At 73.3% G+C, this 15,335-nt stretch carries 16 protein-coding genes; 10 read left to right on the forward strand and 6 right to left on the reverse strand.

Annotated features, from left to right (window positions below; genetic code table 11):
- The first annotated feature begins 1 nt into the window (after position 1).
- Entirely contained in the window at positions 2 to 937 is a 936-nt protein-coding gene (locus tag ACIBAD_RS23005) for an acyl-CoA dehydrogenase family protein (RefSeq protein WP_398908203.1), read from the forward strand.
- A 332-nt stretch (positions 938 to 1,269) separates the two neighbouring features.
- Positions 1,270 to 1,707, forward strand: coding sequence for an ATP-binding protein (locus ACIBAD_RS23010; RefSeq protein ID WP_134073473.1), 438 nt, complete (start codon positions 1,270 to 1,272; stop codon positions 1,705 to 1,707).
- Positions 1,708 to 2,164: 457 nt separating this feature from the next.
- Here the strand turns inward: ACIBAD_RS23010 and ACIBAD_RS23015 are convergent, their stop codons facing one another.
- Positions 2,165 to 2,293: a hypothetical protein gene (locus tag ACIBAD_RS23015; protein ID WP_398908204.1), complete on the reverse strand. Its 129-nt coding sequence runs from the start codon at positions 2,291 to 2,293 to the stop codon at positions 2,165 to 2,167.
- Between the two features lie 149 nt (positions 2,294 to 2,442).
- Between ACIBAD_RS23015 and ACIBAD_RS23020 the strand changes: the two genes are divergently transcribed.
- Positions 2,443 to 3,033 carry a hypothetical protein gene (locus tag ACIBAD_RS23020; protein WP_134073475.1) on the forward strand — a complete coding sequence of 197 codons (591 nt, stop codon included), beginning with the start codon at positions 2,443 to 2,445 and terminating at the stop codon, positions 3,031 to 3,033.
- 36 nt (positions 3,034 to 3,069) lie between these two features.
- Here the strand turns inward: ACIBAD_RS23020 and ACIBAD_RS23025 are convergent, their stop codons facing one another.
- Positions 3,070 to 3,867, reverse strand: coding sequence for a VOC family protein (locus ACIBAD_RS23025; protein WP_398908234.1), 798 nt, complete (start codon positions 3,865 to 3,867; stop codon positions 3,070 to 3,072).
- A 97-nt stretch (positions 3,868 to 3,964) separates the two neighbouring features.
- Entirely contained in the window at positions 3,965 to 4,891 is a 927-nt protein-coding gene (locus tag ACIBAD_RS23030; RefSeq protein WP_398908235.1) for a cyclase family protein, read from the reverse strand.
- Between the two features lie 119 nt (positions 4,892 to 5,010).
- On the opposite strand from ACIBAD_RS23030, the gene ACIBAD_RS23035 reads away from it, so the two are divergent.
- The 5 genes from ACIBAD_RS23035 to ACIBAD_RS23055 all read left to right on the forward strand — a co-directional run bounded on the left by ACIBAD_RS23035 (position 5,011) and on the right by ACIBAD_RS23055 (position 9,453).
- Positions 5,011 to 5,931 (forward strand): SDR family NAD(P)-dependent oxidoreductase, encoded by a 921-nt coding sequence (locus tag ACIBAD_RS23035; RefSeq protein ID WP_398908205.1) that lies wholly within the window; start codon positions 5,011 to 5,013, stop codon positions 5,929 to 5,931.
- A gap of 15 nt (positions 5,932 to 5,946) precedes the next feature.
- Positions 5,947 to 7,173 carry an acyl-CoA dehydrogenase family protein gene (locus ACIBAD_RS23040; protein WP_398908206.1) on the forward strand — a complete coding sequence of 409 codons (1,227 nt, stop codon included), beginning with the start codon at positions 5,947 to 5,949 and terminating at the stop codon, positions 7,171 to 7,173.
- Positions 7,170 to 8,237, forward strand: a complete 1,068-nt coding sequence (locus ACIBAD_RS23045) for a Zn-dependent alcohol dehydrogenase (protein ID WP_134073481.1) — start codon at positions 7,170 to 7,172, stop codon at positions 8,235 to 8,237. The genes ACIBAD_RS23040 and ACIBAD_RS23045 overlap by 4 nt, the downstream gene beginning before the upstream one ends.
- A 98-nt stretch (positions 8,238 to 8,335) precedes the next feature.
- A complete protein-coding gene (locus ACIBAD_RS23050) occupies positions 8,336 to 8,749 on the forward strand; it encodes a hypothetical protein (protein WP_398908208.1) in 414 nt (137 codons plus the stop codon).
- Positions 8,746 to 9,453 carry a hypothetical protein gene (locus ACIBAD_RS23055; protein ID WP_134073485.1) on the forward strand — a complete coding sequence of 236 codons (708 nt, stop codon included), beginning with the start codon at positions 8,746 to 8,748 and terminating at the stop codon, positions 9,451 to 9,453. Before ACIBAD_RS23050 ends, ACIBAD_RS23055 begins: the two co-directional genes overlap by 4 nt.
- A gap of 20 nt (positions 9,454 to 9,473) precedes the next feature.
- On the opposite strand, the gene ACIBAD_RS23060 is transcribed toward ACIBAD_RS23055, so the two are convergent.
- A complete protein-coding gene (locus ACIBAD_RS23060; RefSeq protein ID WP_398908236.1) occupies positions 9,474 to 10,106 on the reverse strand; it encodes a flavin reductase family protein in 633 nt (210 codons plus the stop codon).
- A 139-nt stretch (positions 10,107 to 10,245) separates the two neighbouring features.
- On the opposite strand from ACIBAD_RS23060, the gene ACIBAD_RS23065 reads away from it, so the two are divergent.
- The gene (locus tag ACIBAD_RS23065) at positions 10,246 to 11,145 is read left to right on the forward strand and encodes a hypothetical protein (RefSeq protein ID WP_398908209.1); all 900 of its coding nucleotides are present in this window, start codon (positions 10,246 to 10,248) and stop codon (positions 11,143 to 11,145) included.
- 182 nt (positions 11,146 to 11,327) lie between these two features.
- Positions 11,328 to 12,122: a VOC family protein gene (locus ACIBAD_RS23070; RefSeq protein WP_134073489.1), complete on the forward strand. Its 795-nt coding sequence runs from the start codon at positions 11,328 to 11,330 to the stop codon at positions 12,120 to 12,122.
- Positions 12,123 to 12,136: 14 nt separating this feature from the next.
- Here ACIBAD_RS23070 and ACIBAD_RS23075 read toward each other — a convergent pair whose 3' ends face one another.
- The gene (locus ACIBAD_RS23075) at positions 12,137 to 12,937 is read right to left on the reverse strand and encodes an enoyl-CoA hydratase/isomerase family protein (protein WP_398908210.1); all 801 of its coding nucleotides are present in this window, start codon (positions 12,935 to 12,937) and stop codon (positions 12,137 to 12,139) included.
- 118 nt (positions 12,938 to 13,055) lie between these two features.
- Positions 13,056 to 15,290: an acetate--CoA ligase family protein gene (locus tag ACIBAD_RS23080; RefSeq protein ID WP_134073493.1), complete on the reverse strand. Its 2,235-nt coding sequence runs from the start codon at positions 15,288 to 15,290 to the stop codon at positions 13,056 to 13,058.
- Positions 15,291 to 15,335 lie beyond the last annotated feature (45 nt).

Genomic DNA, 15,335 nt, shown 5'->3' on the forward strand with positions numbered 1-15,335 from the left:
CGTGGACTTCCGGTTGACGGACGAGCAGCGCGACCTGCGGGCCGGCGTACGGGGCCTGCTGGCGGGCCGGTACGGGCGCGAGGCGCTGCGGGCCTCGGTGGACGCGGGAGGGGCCCTGGACCGGGGGCTGTGGCAGGAGCTCGGCGAGGCCGGCTTCTTCGCCCTGCGGCTCCCGGAGGCGCAGGGCGGGGTCGGGCTGGGGCTGCCCGAGGCGGTCCTCGTCTTCGAGGAGGCGGGCCGGGCGCTGCTGCCGGGGCCGCTGGTCGCCACGCACCTGGCGGCGGGGGCCGTCGAGGGGGCGGCGCAGGGGCGGGCGGTGGTCACGGCGTTCGACCTGGGCGGGTCGCTGGTGGCCCACCTCGGGGAGGCGGACGCGGTGCTCGGCACGCCGTCGCTCCCTGCGGGTGAGCCGGTGCCCTCGGCCGACCCGCTCACCCCGCTGCACCGGGTGGCTTCGCGGGCGGTCGGCGGGGAGGCGTACCGCGACGAGGGGGCGCTGCTGACGGCCGCCCTCCAGGTCGGCAGCGCGCTGCGCACGGTGGAGCTGGCGGTGCGGTACGGGCGCGAGCGCGCGCAGTTCGGGCAGCCGATCGGGGCGTTCCAGGCGGTCAAGCACCTGTGCGCGCAGATGCTGGTGCGGGCGGAGGTGGCCCGTACGGCGGTCTACGCGGCGGCGGTGACGGCGGATGCGGCCGAGACGGCCGGGGCCAAGCTGCTCGCCGACGAGGCGGCCGTACGCAACGCCCGCGACTGCCTCCAGGTGCACGGCGGGATGGGCTTCACATGGGAGGCGGACGTGCACCTGCACCTCAAGCGGGCCTGGGTGCGCGCCGAGCAGTGGCGGACGGCGGGGGAGGCGGAGGAACTGCTGGCGGCCGCGCTGGCGGCGGAGCAGGCAGCCGGGTCGGCGGCCTGGGCGGCGGCCGCTCCGGGGTAGCTCCCTGTCACGAAGAGCGGGGGAGCGGGGCACGGTCGGGACGGCCCGGGACGCATGTCCGATTACAGAGAGTTGATATCGGTTTGTGTCCTTGGCCCGGCTCATTGCGCCCGGACTCCGGGGCCTGCTCCGGTACGCTCCCGGGAATGCGAGCGGCCCAGCAGCGCGAGCGACGCGCAGTATGCACCACGCCTACTCCTTCGCGCTGGAATATGCCCGAAGCGCTTGTTGTCGTGACTGTATGTCAACCATGCTGCTGCACAAGGGGATCACACTCGGTGATCCCGCCCTGTCGCGAGGCGAAGTGTCCGCCGGTTCGGATGGTGTGAGCGGTGCAGGTGCTTCAGGTACAGCTGGAGGTAGGACCGGACCCCGCCGAGGTCGGCCGGGCCCGCCGCTGGGCGCGGTCCCGGCTGGCGGGGTCGGGCATAGGGGACGACGAACCGCTCGCCGAGACGCTGATCCTGCTGATCTCCGAGCTGGTCACCAACGCCGTCGTGCACACCGGCTGTCCGGCCGTCCTGCGGATGCTCCTCGGGGGGCCGGGCGTACGGGTCGAGGTCGCCGACGCCAGTGCCCGCGGCCCGGCCCGGCGGCAGGCCGCCGGGGACGACACGGGCGGGCGCGGGCTGGAGCTGGTGGACGGACTGGCCGACCGCTGGGGCTGGCAGCGCGAGGGCGCGGGCAAACGGATCTGGTGCGAGATCGACCGCGCCGACAAGCCCGCGGACTGCGGGTCGACGGCGCGGGAACCGCGCATGTACCTCTAACGAGGTGTTGACGGTTCGTCAACTGTTGATCACCCTTGTACTGAGCGATTCGTCGCGAGGGGACGCCAAGGGCAGACCTTGACGAGTGCGGGTCGTGGGGTGGCGGCTGCCGTGCCGCGCTCGGGGCGCGCACGACCGTGCCGCCACCCGCTGGTTCTCGCGCTGCCCTACCGGGGCGGCGCGACCAGCCCCATTTCGTGGGTCTCGATGACCAGTTGCACCCGGTCCCGGGCGTCCAGCCTCGGGGCCGGGCGCGGCGCCTTCCGGGAGGCCGCGCCCGTCGTCGGCGACCTCCAGGGCCGGTTCGTCCCGCCCGTACGCGACCTCCACCCGGCAGCCGTCGGCGCGCGCGTGCCGGACCGCGTCGGCCAGCGCTTCCTGCACGACGCGGAACGCGGCCGGCTCGATGGCGGAGGGCGGCGGCCCCCGCTCTCCCGACCGCACCACGCCCACCCGTTCACCCGTATCGCCCGCAGTGGCCGCTGGTGGCCGCGGCCGTGCCGAGCGCCGTGCCCGTCCAGAGGGCCGCGACCGGCCACCGGAGCGTCGGCCGGTCCAGGCGCGCACGCCCTGAGGGGGTGTTCATGGCGCGACCGTGACGACCGTCCCGGGTGCCGACATCGGCCTGCGGGATGCATCCCGCGGGCCGGGGTCGGGGGCGGTGGTAACCAGGCATTCCGCTTCGAGGACAATTGGGGACGCACTCGACGTTACTCAGCGGTAGGAGCAAGCGCGTTGAACCAGGACAGGCGTCGCCAGGCCGAGGAATTCCTCCAGCCCGACGAGCAGTTGATCGCCGTATGTGCCTGCGAACCGGGTCCGGGCGTGCCGAGCCCGCCGGAGGACCTGCTCGCGCCGCCAGAGCCTGCTGCGCTCGGCCGGCGGATCGAGGAGAAGCTCCCGCGCCCCCTCCAGCACTTCTTCAGGGCCCGCGCGCACGACGAGCGCCGGGACGAGCAGGGGGCCGACCGGCGCCCGGACCCGGCGGACGGCAAGGGCATGGAGGGCGGCTGGCAGAGCGCGGCCGGCCGGTACCTGATCGGCCGGGCCAACGCGCGGGGCTCGGCGACGGACGTCCTCGTCGTGACCGACCGGCGCTGGTTCGCCCTGACGGACGTCTCGCCGGTGTGGCAGTCGACGCCCGCGATGAAGCTGTTCTGGGAGGTCCCGCGGTCGGCTGTCACCGTCGTCCGCGCGAACGCGGCGGGCCTGCACGCGAAGGGCCGCATGGACATCGAGTTCGCCGACCTCTCCTGGGTCGCCGTGGCGGCCCTGACCCCCGCCGAGGCCCCCGCCTTCGCGGCGGCCGCCGCCCGCTACCGCTGAGCCCCGGCCGGGGGCCGGGGCAACCGGCGGGCTCGCCTACGCGGGGTGCTCCGGTGCGGTCGCGGTGATCACGGCGAAGGTGCCGCCCTGGGGGTCGGAGAGGATCGCCATCCGGCCGGCCGGCATGTCGAACGCCGGGGCCTTGACGCTGCCGCCGGCCCGGACCGCGGCCGCCTGGATGCCGTCCACGTCGTCGGCGTGGAAGTACGGCAGCCAGTGCGGCGGAACCTCGGCCGGCAGCGCGGCGAGGTCCATCATCCCGCCGACCGAGCGACCGCCGATCTTGAACTCGGTGTACCCCTCGGCGCCCGGCATCTGCGACTTCGCCGTGCTGATCGGCAGCACGGCGGAGTAGAACGCGGCGGCGGCGTCGGTGTCGCCGGTGCTGAGTTCGTTCCAGATCAGCGCGCCGTGCTCGTTGACGATGCCGGCGCCGGCGAAGGTGCCGTACTGCCAGAGGCCGACGGTGGCGCCCGTCGGGTCGGTGATGACGGCCATCCGCCCGAGGTCCATGACGTCCATCGGGCCCATCATCACGGTGCCGCCCGCGGCGGTGACCGCCTTGAGGGTGGAGTCGATGTCGTCGGTGGCCAGGTACGTGGTCCACACGGTCGGCGGCATCGGGTCCGGCACCGTCCCGTCCGGGTTGGAGGCGCGCATGATCCCGGCGACCGGCCTGCCCTTGAGGGTGCAGACCGAGTACCCGCCGGTCTCCGGCGGACCGACCTCGCCCTGCCAGCCGAAGAGGTCGCGGTAGAAGTCGAGGGCGGCCTGCTGGTCGGGGACCATCAGGTCGATCCAGCAGGGGGTGCCGGACATGTAGGGGCCGTTCATTTCGGGCACGGATGCCTCCGGGACTTGCGAGGGGGATGGGACGGCCGCTGCCTACCCCGCCTCCGGAGGCCGAATCGGGCCGTACGGCTGAACGTCCTCAGAGGACGGCCACCGGGGCGACCGGGGTGCCCACGCCGCCGACGAAGGGCTCCGGCATGGCCGACAGCAGGAAGGCGTACCGGTTCTCTTCTGCACAGGCTGTGGACAACCTTTCGAGGTTCCAGTTCTGGCCCTGGTGCATGCCCATCTCCACCAGGTCCAGTGCGTGCACCGGCAGCCACAGGTTCTCGATCTCCGGCGGGAAGATCTCGAAGGTCAGGGTGTCATTGGCGACGGCCGCCACGTCCCGGGCGTGGAACCACTCCGGCGTACGGACGGACAGTCCGGGCGAGGGGAAGCCGTAGCCGTGCTTGTCGCCCGTCAGGTAGACCTGGATCTGGCCGGTGCGGACCAGGACGACGTCGCCCGCCCGGACGGTGACGCCGCCGAACTCCGCCGCCTCCGCCAGGTCCTCGGGGGTCACCGCGTGGCTCCCCGGCAGCCGGTCCAGGCCCTTCGCACGCGCCACGTCCAGCAAGACGCCCCGCGAGACGATGGGGGTGGCCTTGTCGATCCCGCTGAACTCGGCGCGTGCGTGTGCGGTGATCGTGGACGCGGGACGGCCGTTGTAGATGCGCCCCGAGTGCGAGACGTGCGTCAGGGCGTCCCAGTGGGTGGCCGACTGGAGGCCCATCGTCACGGCGTCGTCGCTGCACGCCACCGTGCCCGGCCCGAACAGCTCCTGGTTGATCTGCACCATCGTGTGCAGCGGGTTGACCCGCCCGGGGATCAGCCCCGCCTGCACCCCGTCCTCCTTCAGGGGGAGTGCCAGGGAGATGCGCAGACCGGTGCGGACCTCGGCGGCGGCCGCCCGCACGACCGCCGGGGTGATCAGGTTCAGGGTGCCGATCTCGTCGTCGGCGCCCCAGCGTCCCCAGTTGTTGATGCGTTTGGCGATGTCGTGGAACTCGGCGGGCAGGGTCATGGCTTCCATCAGCTCCTGGGGTGCGCTGGGGCAACTGAGGCCGACTGGGGCTTGTGCCTGGGCATCTGACTGGTCATAGAATCTAACGGACCGTCAGAAAACGCGGGAAGGGGTCGGGCGTGGGGAACTTCTTGGCCGGCAAGGTCGTGGCCGTCACCGGCGCGGGCCGGGGCATCGGGCGGGCCGTGGCACTCGCGGCGGCAGCCGAGGGCGCCAAGGTCGTCGTCAACGACTACGGCGTCGGCATCGAGGGCGGGGAGCCGACGAGCGAGATCGCCGACGGCGTGGTGAAGGAGATCCAGGCCGCCGGCGGCGAGGCCGCCGCCGTCGCCGACGACATCTCGACCATGGCGGGCGGCCAGCGCATCGTCGACACCGCCCTCGCCCGGTACGGCCGCGTCGACGGCGTCGTGTGCGTCGCCGGCATCCTGCGCGAGCGGATGCTGTTCAACATGTCCGAGGACGAGTGGGACCCGGTCGTCGCCACCCACCTCAAGGGCACCTTCACCGTCTTCCGCGCCGCCTCCGCCGTCATGCGCCGCCAGGGCTCCGGCACGCTCATCGGCTTCACCAGCGGCAACCACCAGGGCTCCGTCGCCCAGGCCAACTACAGCGCCGCCAAGGGCGGGATCATCTCCCTCGTCCGCTCCGCCGCGCTCGGGCTGGCCAAGTACGGAGTCACCGCCAACGCCGTCGCACCCGTCGCCCGTACCCGGATGTCGGCCAACGTGCCCATGGAGCTCAAGGAGATCGGCGAGCCCGAGGACGTCGCGGCGCTCGTCACCTACCTGCTCTCCGACAAGGCCGTCGCCGTCGGCGGCGAGAAGATCACCGGGCAGGTCTACACGATCGCCGGCCCGAAGATCGCCGTCTGGGCGCAGCCGCGCGAGCTGCGCGCCGGCTACGCCGAGGGGTCCTGGACCCCCGAGAGGATCGCCGACTTCCTGCCCGGGACGGTGGGCACCGACCCGATGCCGATGCTCGCGCAGCTGGAGGCCATGGCCAAGGCGGCGGCCGCCAAGGACCGCCCCAACGCGTAAGGGGGCCCGGACGACATGGACTTCAGCTTCGGGGCCGAGGACGAGGAGCTGCGCGCCCGCGCCCGCGCATGGCTCACCGGGCACCTGGTGGGTCCGTACGCCGAAGCCCTCGGCCAGGGCGGGCCCGGCAGCGAGCACGAAGGGGTCGAAACCCGGCGCGCGTGGGAGCGCGAGCTGGGCCGGGGCGGCTGGATCGGCCAGGGCTGGGAGCTGCCGTCCGGGGTCTACGGGCAGCAGCGGCTCTCGCTCACCGGCCAGGTCGTCTGGGCCGAGGAGTACGCGGCGCTGCGCGCCCCCGCCCGGGTCGGCCACATCGGCGAGAACCTCCTCGCGCCGACCCTGATCGAGTACGGCTCCCGGGAGCAGCGGGACCGCTTCCTGCCGGGCATCGCGCGCGGCGAGGAGCTGTGGTGCCAGGGGTACAGCGAGCCGGGAGCCGGCTCCGACCTCGCGGGGATCCGTACGACGGCGGTACGGGACGCTGCGGACGGGCTGCTGCGGGTCACCGGGCAGAAGATCTGGACCTCGCTGGCCCGGGAAGCCGACTGGTGCTTCGTCCTGGCCCGGACCGAGCCCGGCTCGCGCCGCCACCGGGGGCTGTCGTTCCTGCTCGTGCGGATGGATCAGCCGGGGCGGGTCGAGGTCCGGCCGATCCGCCAGATGTCGGGGACGAGCGAGTTCAACGAGGTGTTCTTCGACGGGGCGGTGGCGGCGGAGGTCGTCGGCGCAGAGGGCGGCGGCTGGACCGTGGCCATGGGGCTGCTGGCCCTGGAGCGCGGGGTCTCGACGCTCGTCCAGCAGATCGGGTTCGCGGCGGAGCTGGAGCGGGTGGTGGGGGCGTACGCGGCTGCCACCCCGGGGGGCGCGTGCGGGGCTTCGGGCGCCGGGGATCCCGTACTGCGCGAACGCCTCGTACGGCAGTGGGCCGAGCTGCGCACGATGCGCTGGAACGCCCTGCGCACCCTCGGCTCCACCGCCGACCCGGGCGCGCCGAGCGTGGCCAAGCTGCTGTGGGGCGGCTGGCACCGCCGGCTGGGCGAGCTGGCGGTGGCGGTCCGCGGAGCCGCGGCCTCGGCCGGGTCGGCCGACTGGGCGCCCGGGACCCCGTACGAACTCGGACTCGACGAGGAGCAGCGCCTGTTCCTGTTCACCCGCGCCGACACGATCTACGGCGGCTCGGACGAGATCCAGCGGAACATCATCGCCGAGCGCGTGCTCGGCCTGCCTAAGGAGCCCAGGTGAGAGGCGTCGTGTTCGACGGCAAGCAGGTCCAGGTGGTCGAGGACCTGGAGATCCGCGATCCGGGGCCGGGGGAGGTGCTGGTCGCGATCGCGGCGGCCGGGCTGTGCCACAGCGACCTGTCGGTGATCGACGGGACGATACCGTTCCCGCCGCCGGTGGTCCTGGGGCACGAGGGCGCGGGCGTGGTGGAGGCGGTCGGGTCGGGTGTGACGCATGTGGCGCCGGGCGATCACGTCTCCCTGTCCACCCTCGCGAACTGCGGGGCCTGCGCGGACTGCGACCGGGGCCGGCCGACCATGTGCCGCAAGGCGATCGGGATGCCGGGGCAGCCGTTCTCGCGGGGCGGGAAGCCGCTGTTCCAGTTCGCGTCCAACTCGGCCTTCGCCGAGCGGACCATCGTCAAGGCCGTCCAGGCGGTGAAGATCCCGGACGACATCCCGCTGACGTCGGCGGCGCTGATCGGCTGCGGTGTCCTCACGGGCGTGGGGGCCGTACTGAACCGGGCCCGGGTCGACCACGGGGAGTCGGTGGTCGTCATCGGTACGGGCGGCATCGGGCTGAACGTGATCCAGGGGGCGCGGATCGCGGGCGCGGGCGCCATCGTGGCGGTGGACGCCAACCCGGCGAAGGAGGCCGCGGCCCGGCAGTTCGGGGCCACGCACTTCATCGACGCGTCGGCCGTCTCCGACTCCTCCGCTGCGGTGCGCGAGATCCTCCCGACGGGCGCGGACCACGCCTTCGAGTGCGTGGGCAACGTCAAGCTGATCCGCCAAGCCGTCGACCTGCTGGACCGGCACGGGCAGGCGATCCTGCTCGGGGTCCCCGGGTTCAAGGAGGAGGCGTCGTTCACGGTCTCGTCCATGTACCTGGACAAGACCATCATGGGCTGCCGGTACGGCTCCTCCCGCCCGCAGCGCGACATCGCCCTGTACGCGGAGCTCTACCGGCAGGGCAGGCTGCTGCTCGACGAACTCGTCACGGAGACCTACCCGATCGAGGACTTCGCGAAGGCCGTGGACGATGCCCACCACGGCCGGGTGGCGCGCGGGGTGCTCACGTTCTGACCCGGACGGCGGGCCGCGATTCTCGGCCGTTCGGCGTGTCAACAAGCCCATCTCACAAGGCGGTTGGCATATCATGCGGATATGTCGATGGAGGGGGCATGTTGAACGAGCTGGCGCAAGCGGCTTCCGCTGCCATCATCAGTTCGGTCGCCACGGACGCGTGGCCGCGCCTGCGAGACGGGGTCGTCGCGGTGTGGAGGCGCGTGTATCCCGAGCGGGCGGATGCGGTGGGAGCGGACCTCGACGCCTGCCGGGACGATCTGCTCGCCGCCCGGGCCGGGCGCGACGAACTGTCCGAGACCGAGCTGCGGGCGGAGTGGCAGGGGCGCGTGCGTCGCCTTCTCGTCGAGAACCCGGAGATCGCGGGGGCGCTCAGGGAGCTCCTGGACGAGGTCGGGCAGCCGTCCGCAGGGCGGGGCGCCGACGTGGGTGAGGTGCGGATGACCGCGCGGGCGAGCGGGACCGGCCGCGTGTACCAGGCGGGACGGGACCAGCACATCAGCGAGCGATGACCGACCAGCCCGGTGGCGGTCGCACGGAGGGGCAGGCATCCGGGCACGGAAGGGTCTTCCAGGCCGGCCGGGACCAGCACGTCACCGAGCAGCACTTCCACGTGCAGCGCTCGCGTGCGGGCGTGATCGCCGCCGGTGCGGCCACGGCGGTCGCCGTGGCCGCCGCGGTGGTCGCCGCGGTGCTCGTGCAGGGTGATCCCGCAGGCACCGGGTCCGCGGCCGCGCGTTCTCCCGCCGGTTCCTCGCCCGCGCCGTCCCCCGCCGCTTCGGGCGTCGTGCAGCCCCAGGCCCCGCAGCCCTCGCCCTCGGCCGCCCCCCAGGACGCGGCGCCCGCCTGGTCGGGGAGCATGCGGCTGACGTACGTCGACCTGGACGCAGCGGTGCCGGAGCTGCTCGACAACAACGTCGGCGCGAGCTTCTACGTCAACTACGTCACCGGCAGCAGGCCGGAGCACAAGATCTACGCCATGGGCGGATCCGGAATCGCCCGCCGGCAGGGTGAGGGCTCGCCCAGTCGTGAGCGCTGCGCGGAACTGGTCGCCACTCAGAGGTCGGGGAATTTCCCCATCCGTACCGGAGACCGCTATTGCGTGCGTTCGAAGGGCGGCAGGGTCGCGGCGATCACCGTCGGGCCGTTCGACGCCGCCACCTCCACGTTCACGGGGGAGTTCGTGGTGTGGAGCGCCGGGCCCTCCTCGGTCTGAGCGGCGGGCCGGGGCCGGGTTCAGTCGGCGAGGTCGGCGAGGCGGCCGAAGCGGCCCTTGTGGAAGAGGAGCGGGCCGTCCTCCCCGGCGGCGCCCATGGCCTCGACCCGGCCGACCACGATCAGGTGGTCCCCGCCGGTGTGCACGGCGTGGATGCGGCAGTCGATCCAGGCGGGCACGGCGTCGAGCTGCGGTGACCCGGTCACGGGGGTGGGGGTGTGCGCGACCCCCGCGAACTTGTCGGCGCCGCTGACGGCGAAGGCCCGGCACAGCTCGCCCTGCTCGGCGCCCAGGATGTTGACGCAGAACACCCCGGCGCGCGCGATCCGCGGCCAGGTGGTCGACGTACGGGCCACCATGAACGTGACCAGCGGCGGGTCGAGCGACAGGGAGGCGAAGGACTGGCAGGCGAATCCGGCCGGGCCGTCCTCCCCCTCCCCGGCCGGGGAGGTGATCACGGTGACCCCGCTGGCGAAGTTCCCGAGCACGGCCCGGAACTCGGCGGGGCTGACGGGTGCACGCTCGTCCTCGCCGACGGCCCGCAGATCGGGGCGCGGCAGCGCGTCGGTGTGGCCGACGTCCGGGTCCTGCTCCGACGGGGCGGAGGTGGGGGAGCCGACTGACCTGAGGTATCGGACGACGGTGGCCGCCATCCCTGCGTGTCCCATCACGTCGACGATTGAAGCTGACGGCCCGTCAGATAGGAAGGGGTGCGGGTGGGTGACTCGGAAATGGGGAGGGTGTATCGTCCTCGTCGATTGAACATGTTCAATTGTTCTGGGGGTGGGGGCCGTGGCGGTGACAGAGGCGTACGCGGGGCCGACCGCGGCGGGCGGGAGGTGGTCCCGTCTGGCGACCGGGTCCGAGCTGGCCTTCATGGCGCAGTGCGTCGTGGCGGGAGCGGTCTTCCTCGCCACCTCCGGCATGCGCGACGACCACGGCATCGGCATCGACCCCGGTGTCTTCGGCGCGCTTCCCGCGCTGCTCCTCGCGGTGGTCCTGGCCGCGTACCTGCACCGGGTGCTGTTCGTGCTGCCGGTGATGGCGCTGACGCGGCTCCTGGGAAGCCCGTGGTGGGCGGCGCTCTGGGCCGCGGCGATCGCCGCCGCCTACGCGGGCTGGGCCAGTTCGGGCTGGGACCTGCCGTACGGCTGGACGGCGCTCTGGATCGCGGGTCCCGGGGTGCTCCCGGTGGCGGCGGCCTCGTACGCGCACCACCGGTCGCTGGGGTGGACCGGGATGGCCGCCCGGGTCGGCGGCGCCGCCGGGATCGCCCTGCTCCTCTGCGCGTTCGGCGCGTTCCTCCAGGAGCGGACCGGGTTCGCCGCGTACGAGCCGCCCCGGCTGGCGCGGGAGCAGTACGCCGGGGAGTGGACCGGCGGCGGGGGCGCGTACCGGCTGCGGCTGGGCGAGAACGGCGAGGCCGTCGCCGGGAACCTGGCGCAGGTCGCGCCGAGCGGGCTGTGGGACACGTGCTCGGGGACCGGGACGTGGAAGTTCGAGCCGAGGCACGAGTCCGGCGGCCTCTTCCACCGCGGGCCGCGGGACCGGGTGACGCTCTCGATCGAGGGCTGTGGCCCGATGCGCGACTGGCAAGTGGCCGGCACGGCCGAACGGCCCGAGCTGTTCTGCGTCATCGGCGATCCGCAAGACCTCCACCCCCGGTACGCCGAAACACTGCACCGTCAGTAGCCGCGCGGTGGAGGCGGAGGCGCGGGCGCATGCGGGGTGGGCCGGGGCCGGGGCCGGGGCCGCGCCGTTCGCCCGTACGGGTGAATCCGTCGCCCCGCCGGGACCCGTACGTCGGGCAGCCCCGCGGGAGGTCGGCATCGTGGCCCCCGGCCCGATCCACCCGCCCCCCCAGGAGGACTCCCATGCTCGGCACCGACTTCCGCCTCGGATCGCCCGTCTGGCTCGACCTCGGCAGCCCGGACACCGACGGCGCCGCCGCGTTCTACAGCGCCGTGTTCGGATGGCAGTTCGTCTCCGCAGGGCCCGAGACCGGCGGGTACGGGTTCTTCCAGATGGGCGGGAAGACCGTCGCCGCGCTCGGGCCGCTCACCGAGGAGGGCGCCGATTCCGCCTGGATGATCCACTTCCAGGCGGACGACATCCGGGCCACCGTCTCGGCCGTGCAGTCCGGCGGCGGGAAGATCCGCATGGAGCCCATGGACGTCATGGGCGAGGGCTGGCTCGCGCAGGCCACCGACCCGCAGGGCGCCGAGTTCGCCGTCTGGCAGCCCGGTAAGACCGCCGGCCTGGGGCAGGTCTCCGAGGAGAACACCCTGGTGTGGGCCGAGCTGCACGTACCCGACCCGGCCGCGGCCGTCGCCTTCTACAACGGCGTGTTCGGCTGGCGCAGCCAGGACATGGAGGCGCCCGGGATGACGTACCGCGTGCTGAGCCTGAAGGAAGGCGACCAGCAGCAGACCTCGTTCGGCGGGGTCGCGCCGATGGGCGACGGCGCGGGCGGCGACGGCGTCGAGAAGCCGCGCTGGGTGCCGTACTTCAACGTGGCGGACGTCGACGCCACCGTCGACGCGGCGAGCGGAAAGGGCGGGTCGGTGCTCATGCCGGCGGCTGACGTGCCCGACGTCGGCCGGATCGCGTGGGTGGCGGACCCGTCCGGCGCGGTGTTCGCCCTGCTGAAGCCGAACCCGCAGATGTGAGCCTCCGTTGACGGCTAGCGTCCGAGGTACTTGGGCGAGCGGCGCTCCACGAAGCTCGCCACGCCCTCGTTCGCGTCTGCGGTGGTCATGTTGATCTCCTGAGCGGTGGCCTCGGCGGCCAGTGCGGCCGCCCGGCCACCGTCCAGGGAGGCGTTGACCAGCTGCTTGGTCAGGGCGAGGGCGCGGGTCGGGCCCAGCGCGAGGCGCTCCGCCCACTCCCGGGCGGTGGCCTCCAACTCCTTTCCCGGGACCACGCGGTTGACCAGGCCGAGCCGCTCGGCCTCGGCCGCCGGGACGGCGTCGCCGAAGAACATCAGCTCCTTGGCCTTCTGCGGGCCGACGAGGCGCGGGAGCAGGTACGCGCCGCCGCCGTCGGGGACCAGGCCGCGGCGTACGAACACCTCGATGAAGCGGGCCGATTCGGCGGCGATGACGAGGTCGCAGGCGAGGGCGAGGTGGGCGCCGATGCCGGCGGCCGTGCCGTTGACGGCGGCGAGGACCGGCTTCTCACAGTCGAGGACCGCGGTGATCAGGCGCTGCGCGCCGAGCCGGATCATGCGGGCGACGTCCCCGGCGACGCGCTCGCTGCCGCCGCCGCCCGCCGGGGGCGCACCGCGCAGGTCGGCGCCCGCGCAGAAGCCCTTGCCGGTGGCGGTGACGACGACGGCGCGCACGCCGGGGTCGGCGGAGGCTTCGCCGAGCAGTCCGATGACGCGCTCGCGCTGGTCCCAGGTGACGGCGTTCATGGCCTCCGGCCGGTTGAGGGTGATCCACGAGACGCCGCTCTCGACGCGGTGCAGGACTTCTTCGGTCATGGATTGAACTCGCCTTCGGGGTGGGGTGGTTGCCGTAAGTGGGCGAGTGCGGGCAGCCGGGGCTGCTTCGAGCCGTCCCGCCGGCCGCGCCCGCCGGGCGGCCCAAGCCGGCGGCGGCTCAGCGGCAGATGGCGAGCGCGTCCAGCGCCACCGCCCCCTGCCCCCGCGGAAGCACCATCAGCGGGTTGACGTCCAGCTCCGACAGCACGCCTCCCAGCTCCAGCGCCATCCGCTGCACCCGCAGCACGACCTCTACCAGCGCGTCCACGTCCGCCGGCGGCGCCCCCCGGACCCCCTCCAGCAGCGCATGCCCGCGCAGCTCGGTGAGCATCGCCCGCGCCTGGTCCTCGCCGAACGGCGGGACGCGTACCGCCGCGTCGTGCAGGACCTCCACCAGGACCCCGCCCAGGCCCACCGTCACCGTCGGGCCGAAGAGGTCGTCCTGGGTGACGCCAACGACCATCTCGACCCCCCGCTCCACCATCTGGCAGACGAGGATGCCGTCGAGCGGGACGTTCTCGTAGCGGGCGATGTCCGTCAGCTCCCGGTACGCGTCACGGATCTGGCTCGCGGAGGTCAGGCCGATCTTGACCAGGCCCAGCTCCGTCTTGTGGGCGAGCTGCGGGCCCGAGGCCTTCATCACCACCGGGTAGCCGACCAGCCCCGCCGCCCGTACCGCGGCCGCCGCGCTGGTCACGAGCTGCTCGCGGGGGACCCGTATCCCGTAGGCCCGCAGCAGCTGTTTGGCCGCGTGCTCGCTGAGCTGCTGACCCGGGCGCATGAGCGCCTGCGCCTTGCGGTACGAGGGGGACGGGGTCCGCGGCGCGTCCTCGAAGGGGGAGCGGTAGGCGGTCGTGAACCGGTGGTGGCCGAGGTAGGCGCGGACGGCGGTGATGCAGTTGCCGAACGTACGGAACGTGGCCACGCGGGAGGAGCCGAGCAGGGTGGTGCGGTAGGCCTCCTCGGTGCCGACCGGGGAGCCCCAGATCACGCAGACGAGCTTGTCCGTGGCTTCCGCCGCGTCCACCAGGTCCTGGGCGAGCCTGTCGCTCATCGGGGGGAAGGGGCCGGTGATCGGGCAGATCAGGACGCCTACGGAGGGGTCGGCGAGGATCGCGTCGATGATCTTGCGGCCGCGCCAGTCGCCGACCGGGTGGCCGCCGTTGTCGACGGGGTTGGCGACGTTCAGGTACGGCGGTATCCACTGGTGGAGCTCGTCTTGCTTGGCCTGGGAGAGGGTGGGCAGGCTCAGCCCGGCCTCGGTCGCCAGGTCGGAGAAGTGTGCTCCGGTGCCGCCGGAGATGGAGTACACGACGACCCCGTCGGCCAGCGGTTTGCGGGCCCGGGCGAGGAGGGCGGCGGTGTCCTGGAGCTCGTCCAGCCCGTCGACGCGGATGACGCCGAACTGGCGCATCGCGGCGTCGACGACGGTGTCGGCGCCGGTCAGCTTCCCGGTGTGGGAGGCGGCCATGCGGGCGCCGGTCTCGGTGCGGCCGACCTTGACGGCGACGACGGGGACGCCGTTGCGGGCGGCCCGGTCGGCGGCCAGGAGGAACTGGCGGCCGTCCTTGAGGCCCTCGACGTAGCAGGCGATGGCGCCTACCTCGGGCTGATCGGCGAAGTAGGAGATGAAGTCGGAGGTTTCGAGGTCGGCCTCGTTGCCCGTGGGGGCCCAGTGGGAGAGCCGGATGCCCAGCTCCTGGAGGGTGTAGACGGGCCGGCCCTGGTGGCCGGACTGGGTGATCAGCGCGATCGCCGGGCCGTCGAGGTCCTCGCGGAAGTCCTCGAAGGCGTTGAGGTTGGTGTTGGGGCCGAGGAGGCGCAGGCCCGACCGCCGGACGGCGGCGGCGAGCCGCTCCTGGGCGGCGGCGCCCTCGTCGCCGGTCTCGGCGAAGCCCGAGGCGAAGGCGACGGCGAACTTCACCTTGGCCTCGGCCAGTTCCTCGATCACGGGCAGCGGATCGCCGACGAGGAGGACGGCGAGGTCCACCTGCTCGGGCAGGTCGGCCACGGACGCGTGACAGGCCAGCCCGAAGACGGTGGGACGGGTGGGGTGGACGGGGTGGATCCGGGCGCCGACGCGCTCCGCCCACGCCATGAGCTGGCGGGTGATGCCGGTGTTCGGTCTGCCTTCGGCGTCGGAGGCGCCGATGACGGCCACGGACTCGGGCCGGAAGAACCGGTCGAGGTCGGGGACGTCGGCGTGCAGGGGCCGTCCGCTGACGTCCACCGCGACCGCGTCCGCGGCGGATGGCGCCGCCGTGGAGTGGACGGCCGTCCTGGGGGTCTCCCCGCAGGCCTCGACACGTGCGCGGAAGTCGGTGGTGAGGGTGCCGTGAGTAGATCCAAGCATCGTTCCGCCCGCTCCTGCTCGATGAACCTCAATAACTGACGCGTA

This window comes from Streptomyces sp. NPDC051109 (assembly GCF_044455885.1).
Classification (GTDB): Bacteria; Actinomycetota; Actinomycetes; order Streptomycetales; family Streptomycetaceae; genus Streptomyces.

What these genes read in the sequence shown, in the direction of transcription:
- ACIBAD_RS23050 (WP_398908208.1), top strand. Translation starts at nt 8,336, where the DNA reads ATGTTGAACGAGCTGGCGCAAGCGGCTTCCGCTGCCATCATCAGTTCG.
- ACIBAD_RS23025 (WP_398908234.1), bottom strand. Translation starts at nt 3,867, where the DNA reads ATGAACGGCCCCTACATGTCCGGCACCCCCTGCTGGATCGACCTGATG.
- ACIBAD_RS23030 (WP_398908235.1), bottom strand. Translation starts at nt 4,891, where the DNA reads ATGACCCTGCCCGCCGAGTTCCACGACATCGCCAAACGCATCAACAAC.
- ACIBAD_RS23055 (WP_134073485.1), top strand. Translation starts at nt 8,746, where the DNA reads ATGACCGACCAGCCCGGTGGCGGTCGCACGGAGGGGCAGGCATCCGGG.
- ACIBAD_RS23070 (WP_134073489.1), top strand. Translation starts at nt 11,328, where the DNA reads ATGCTCGGCACCGACTTCCGCCTCGGATCGCCCGTCTGGCTCGACCTC.
- ACIBAD_RS23080 (WP_134073493.1), bottom strand. Translation starts at nt 15,290, where the DNA reads ATGCTTGGATCTACTCACGGCACCCTCACCACCGACTTCCGCGCACGT.
- ACIBAD_RS23060 (WP_398908236.1), bottom strand. Translation starts at nt 10,106, where the DNA reads ATGGCGGCCACCGTCGTCCGATACCTCAGGTCAGTCGGCTCCCCCACC.
- ACIBAD_RS23015 (WP_398908204.1), bottom strand. Translation starts at nt 2,293, where the DNA reads ATGAACACCCCCTCAGGGCGTGCGCGCCTGGACCGGCCGACGCTCCGG.
- ACIBAD_RS23040 (WP_398908206.1), top strand. Translation starts at nt 5,947, where the DNA reads ATGGACTTCAGCTTCGGGGCCGAGGACGAGGAGCTGCGCGCCCGCGCC.
- ACIBAD_RS23075 (WP_398908210.1), bottom strand. Translation starts at nt 12,937, where the DNA reads ATGACCGAAGAAGTCCTGCACCGCGTCGAGAGCGGCGTCTCGTGGATC.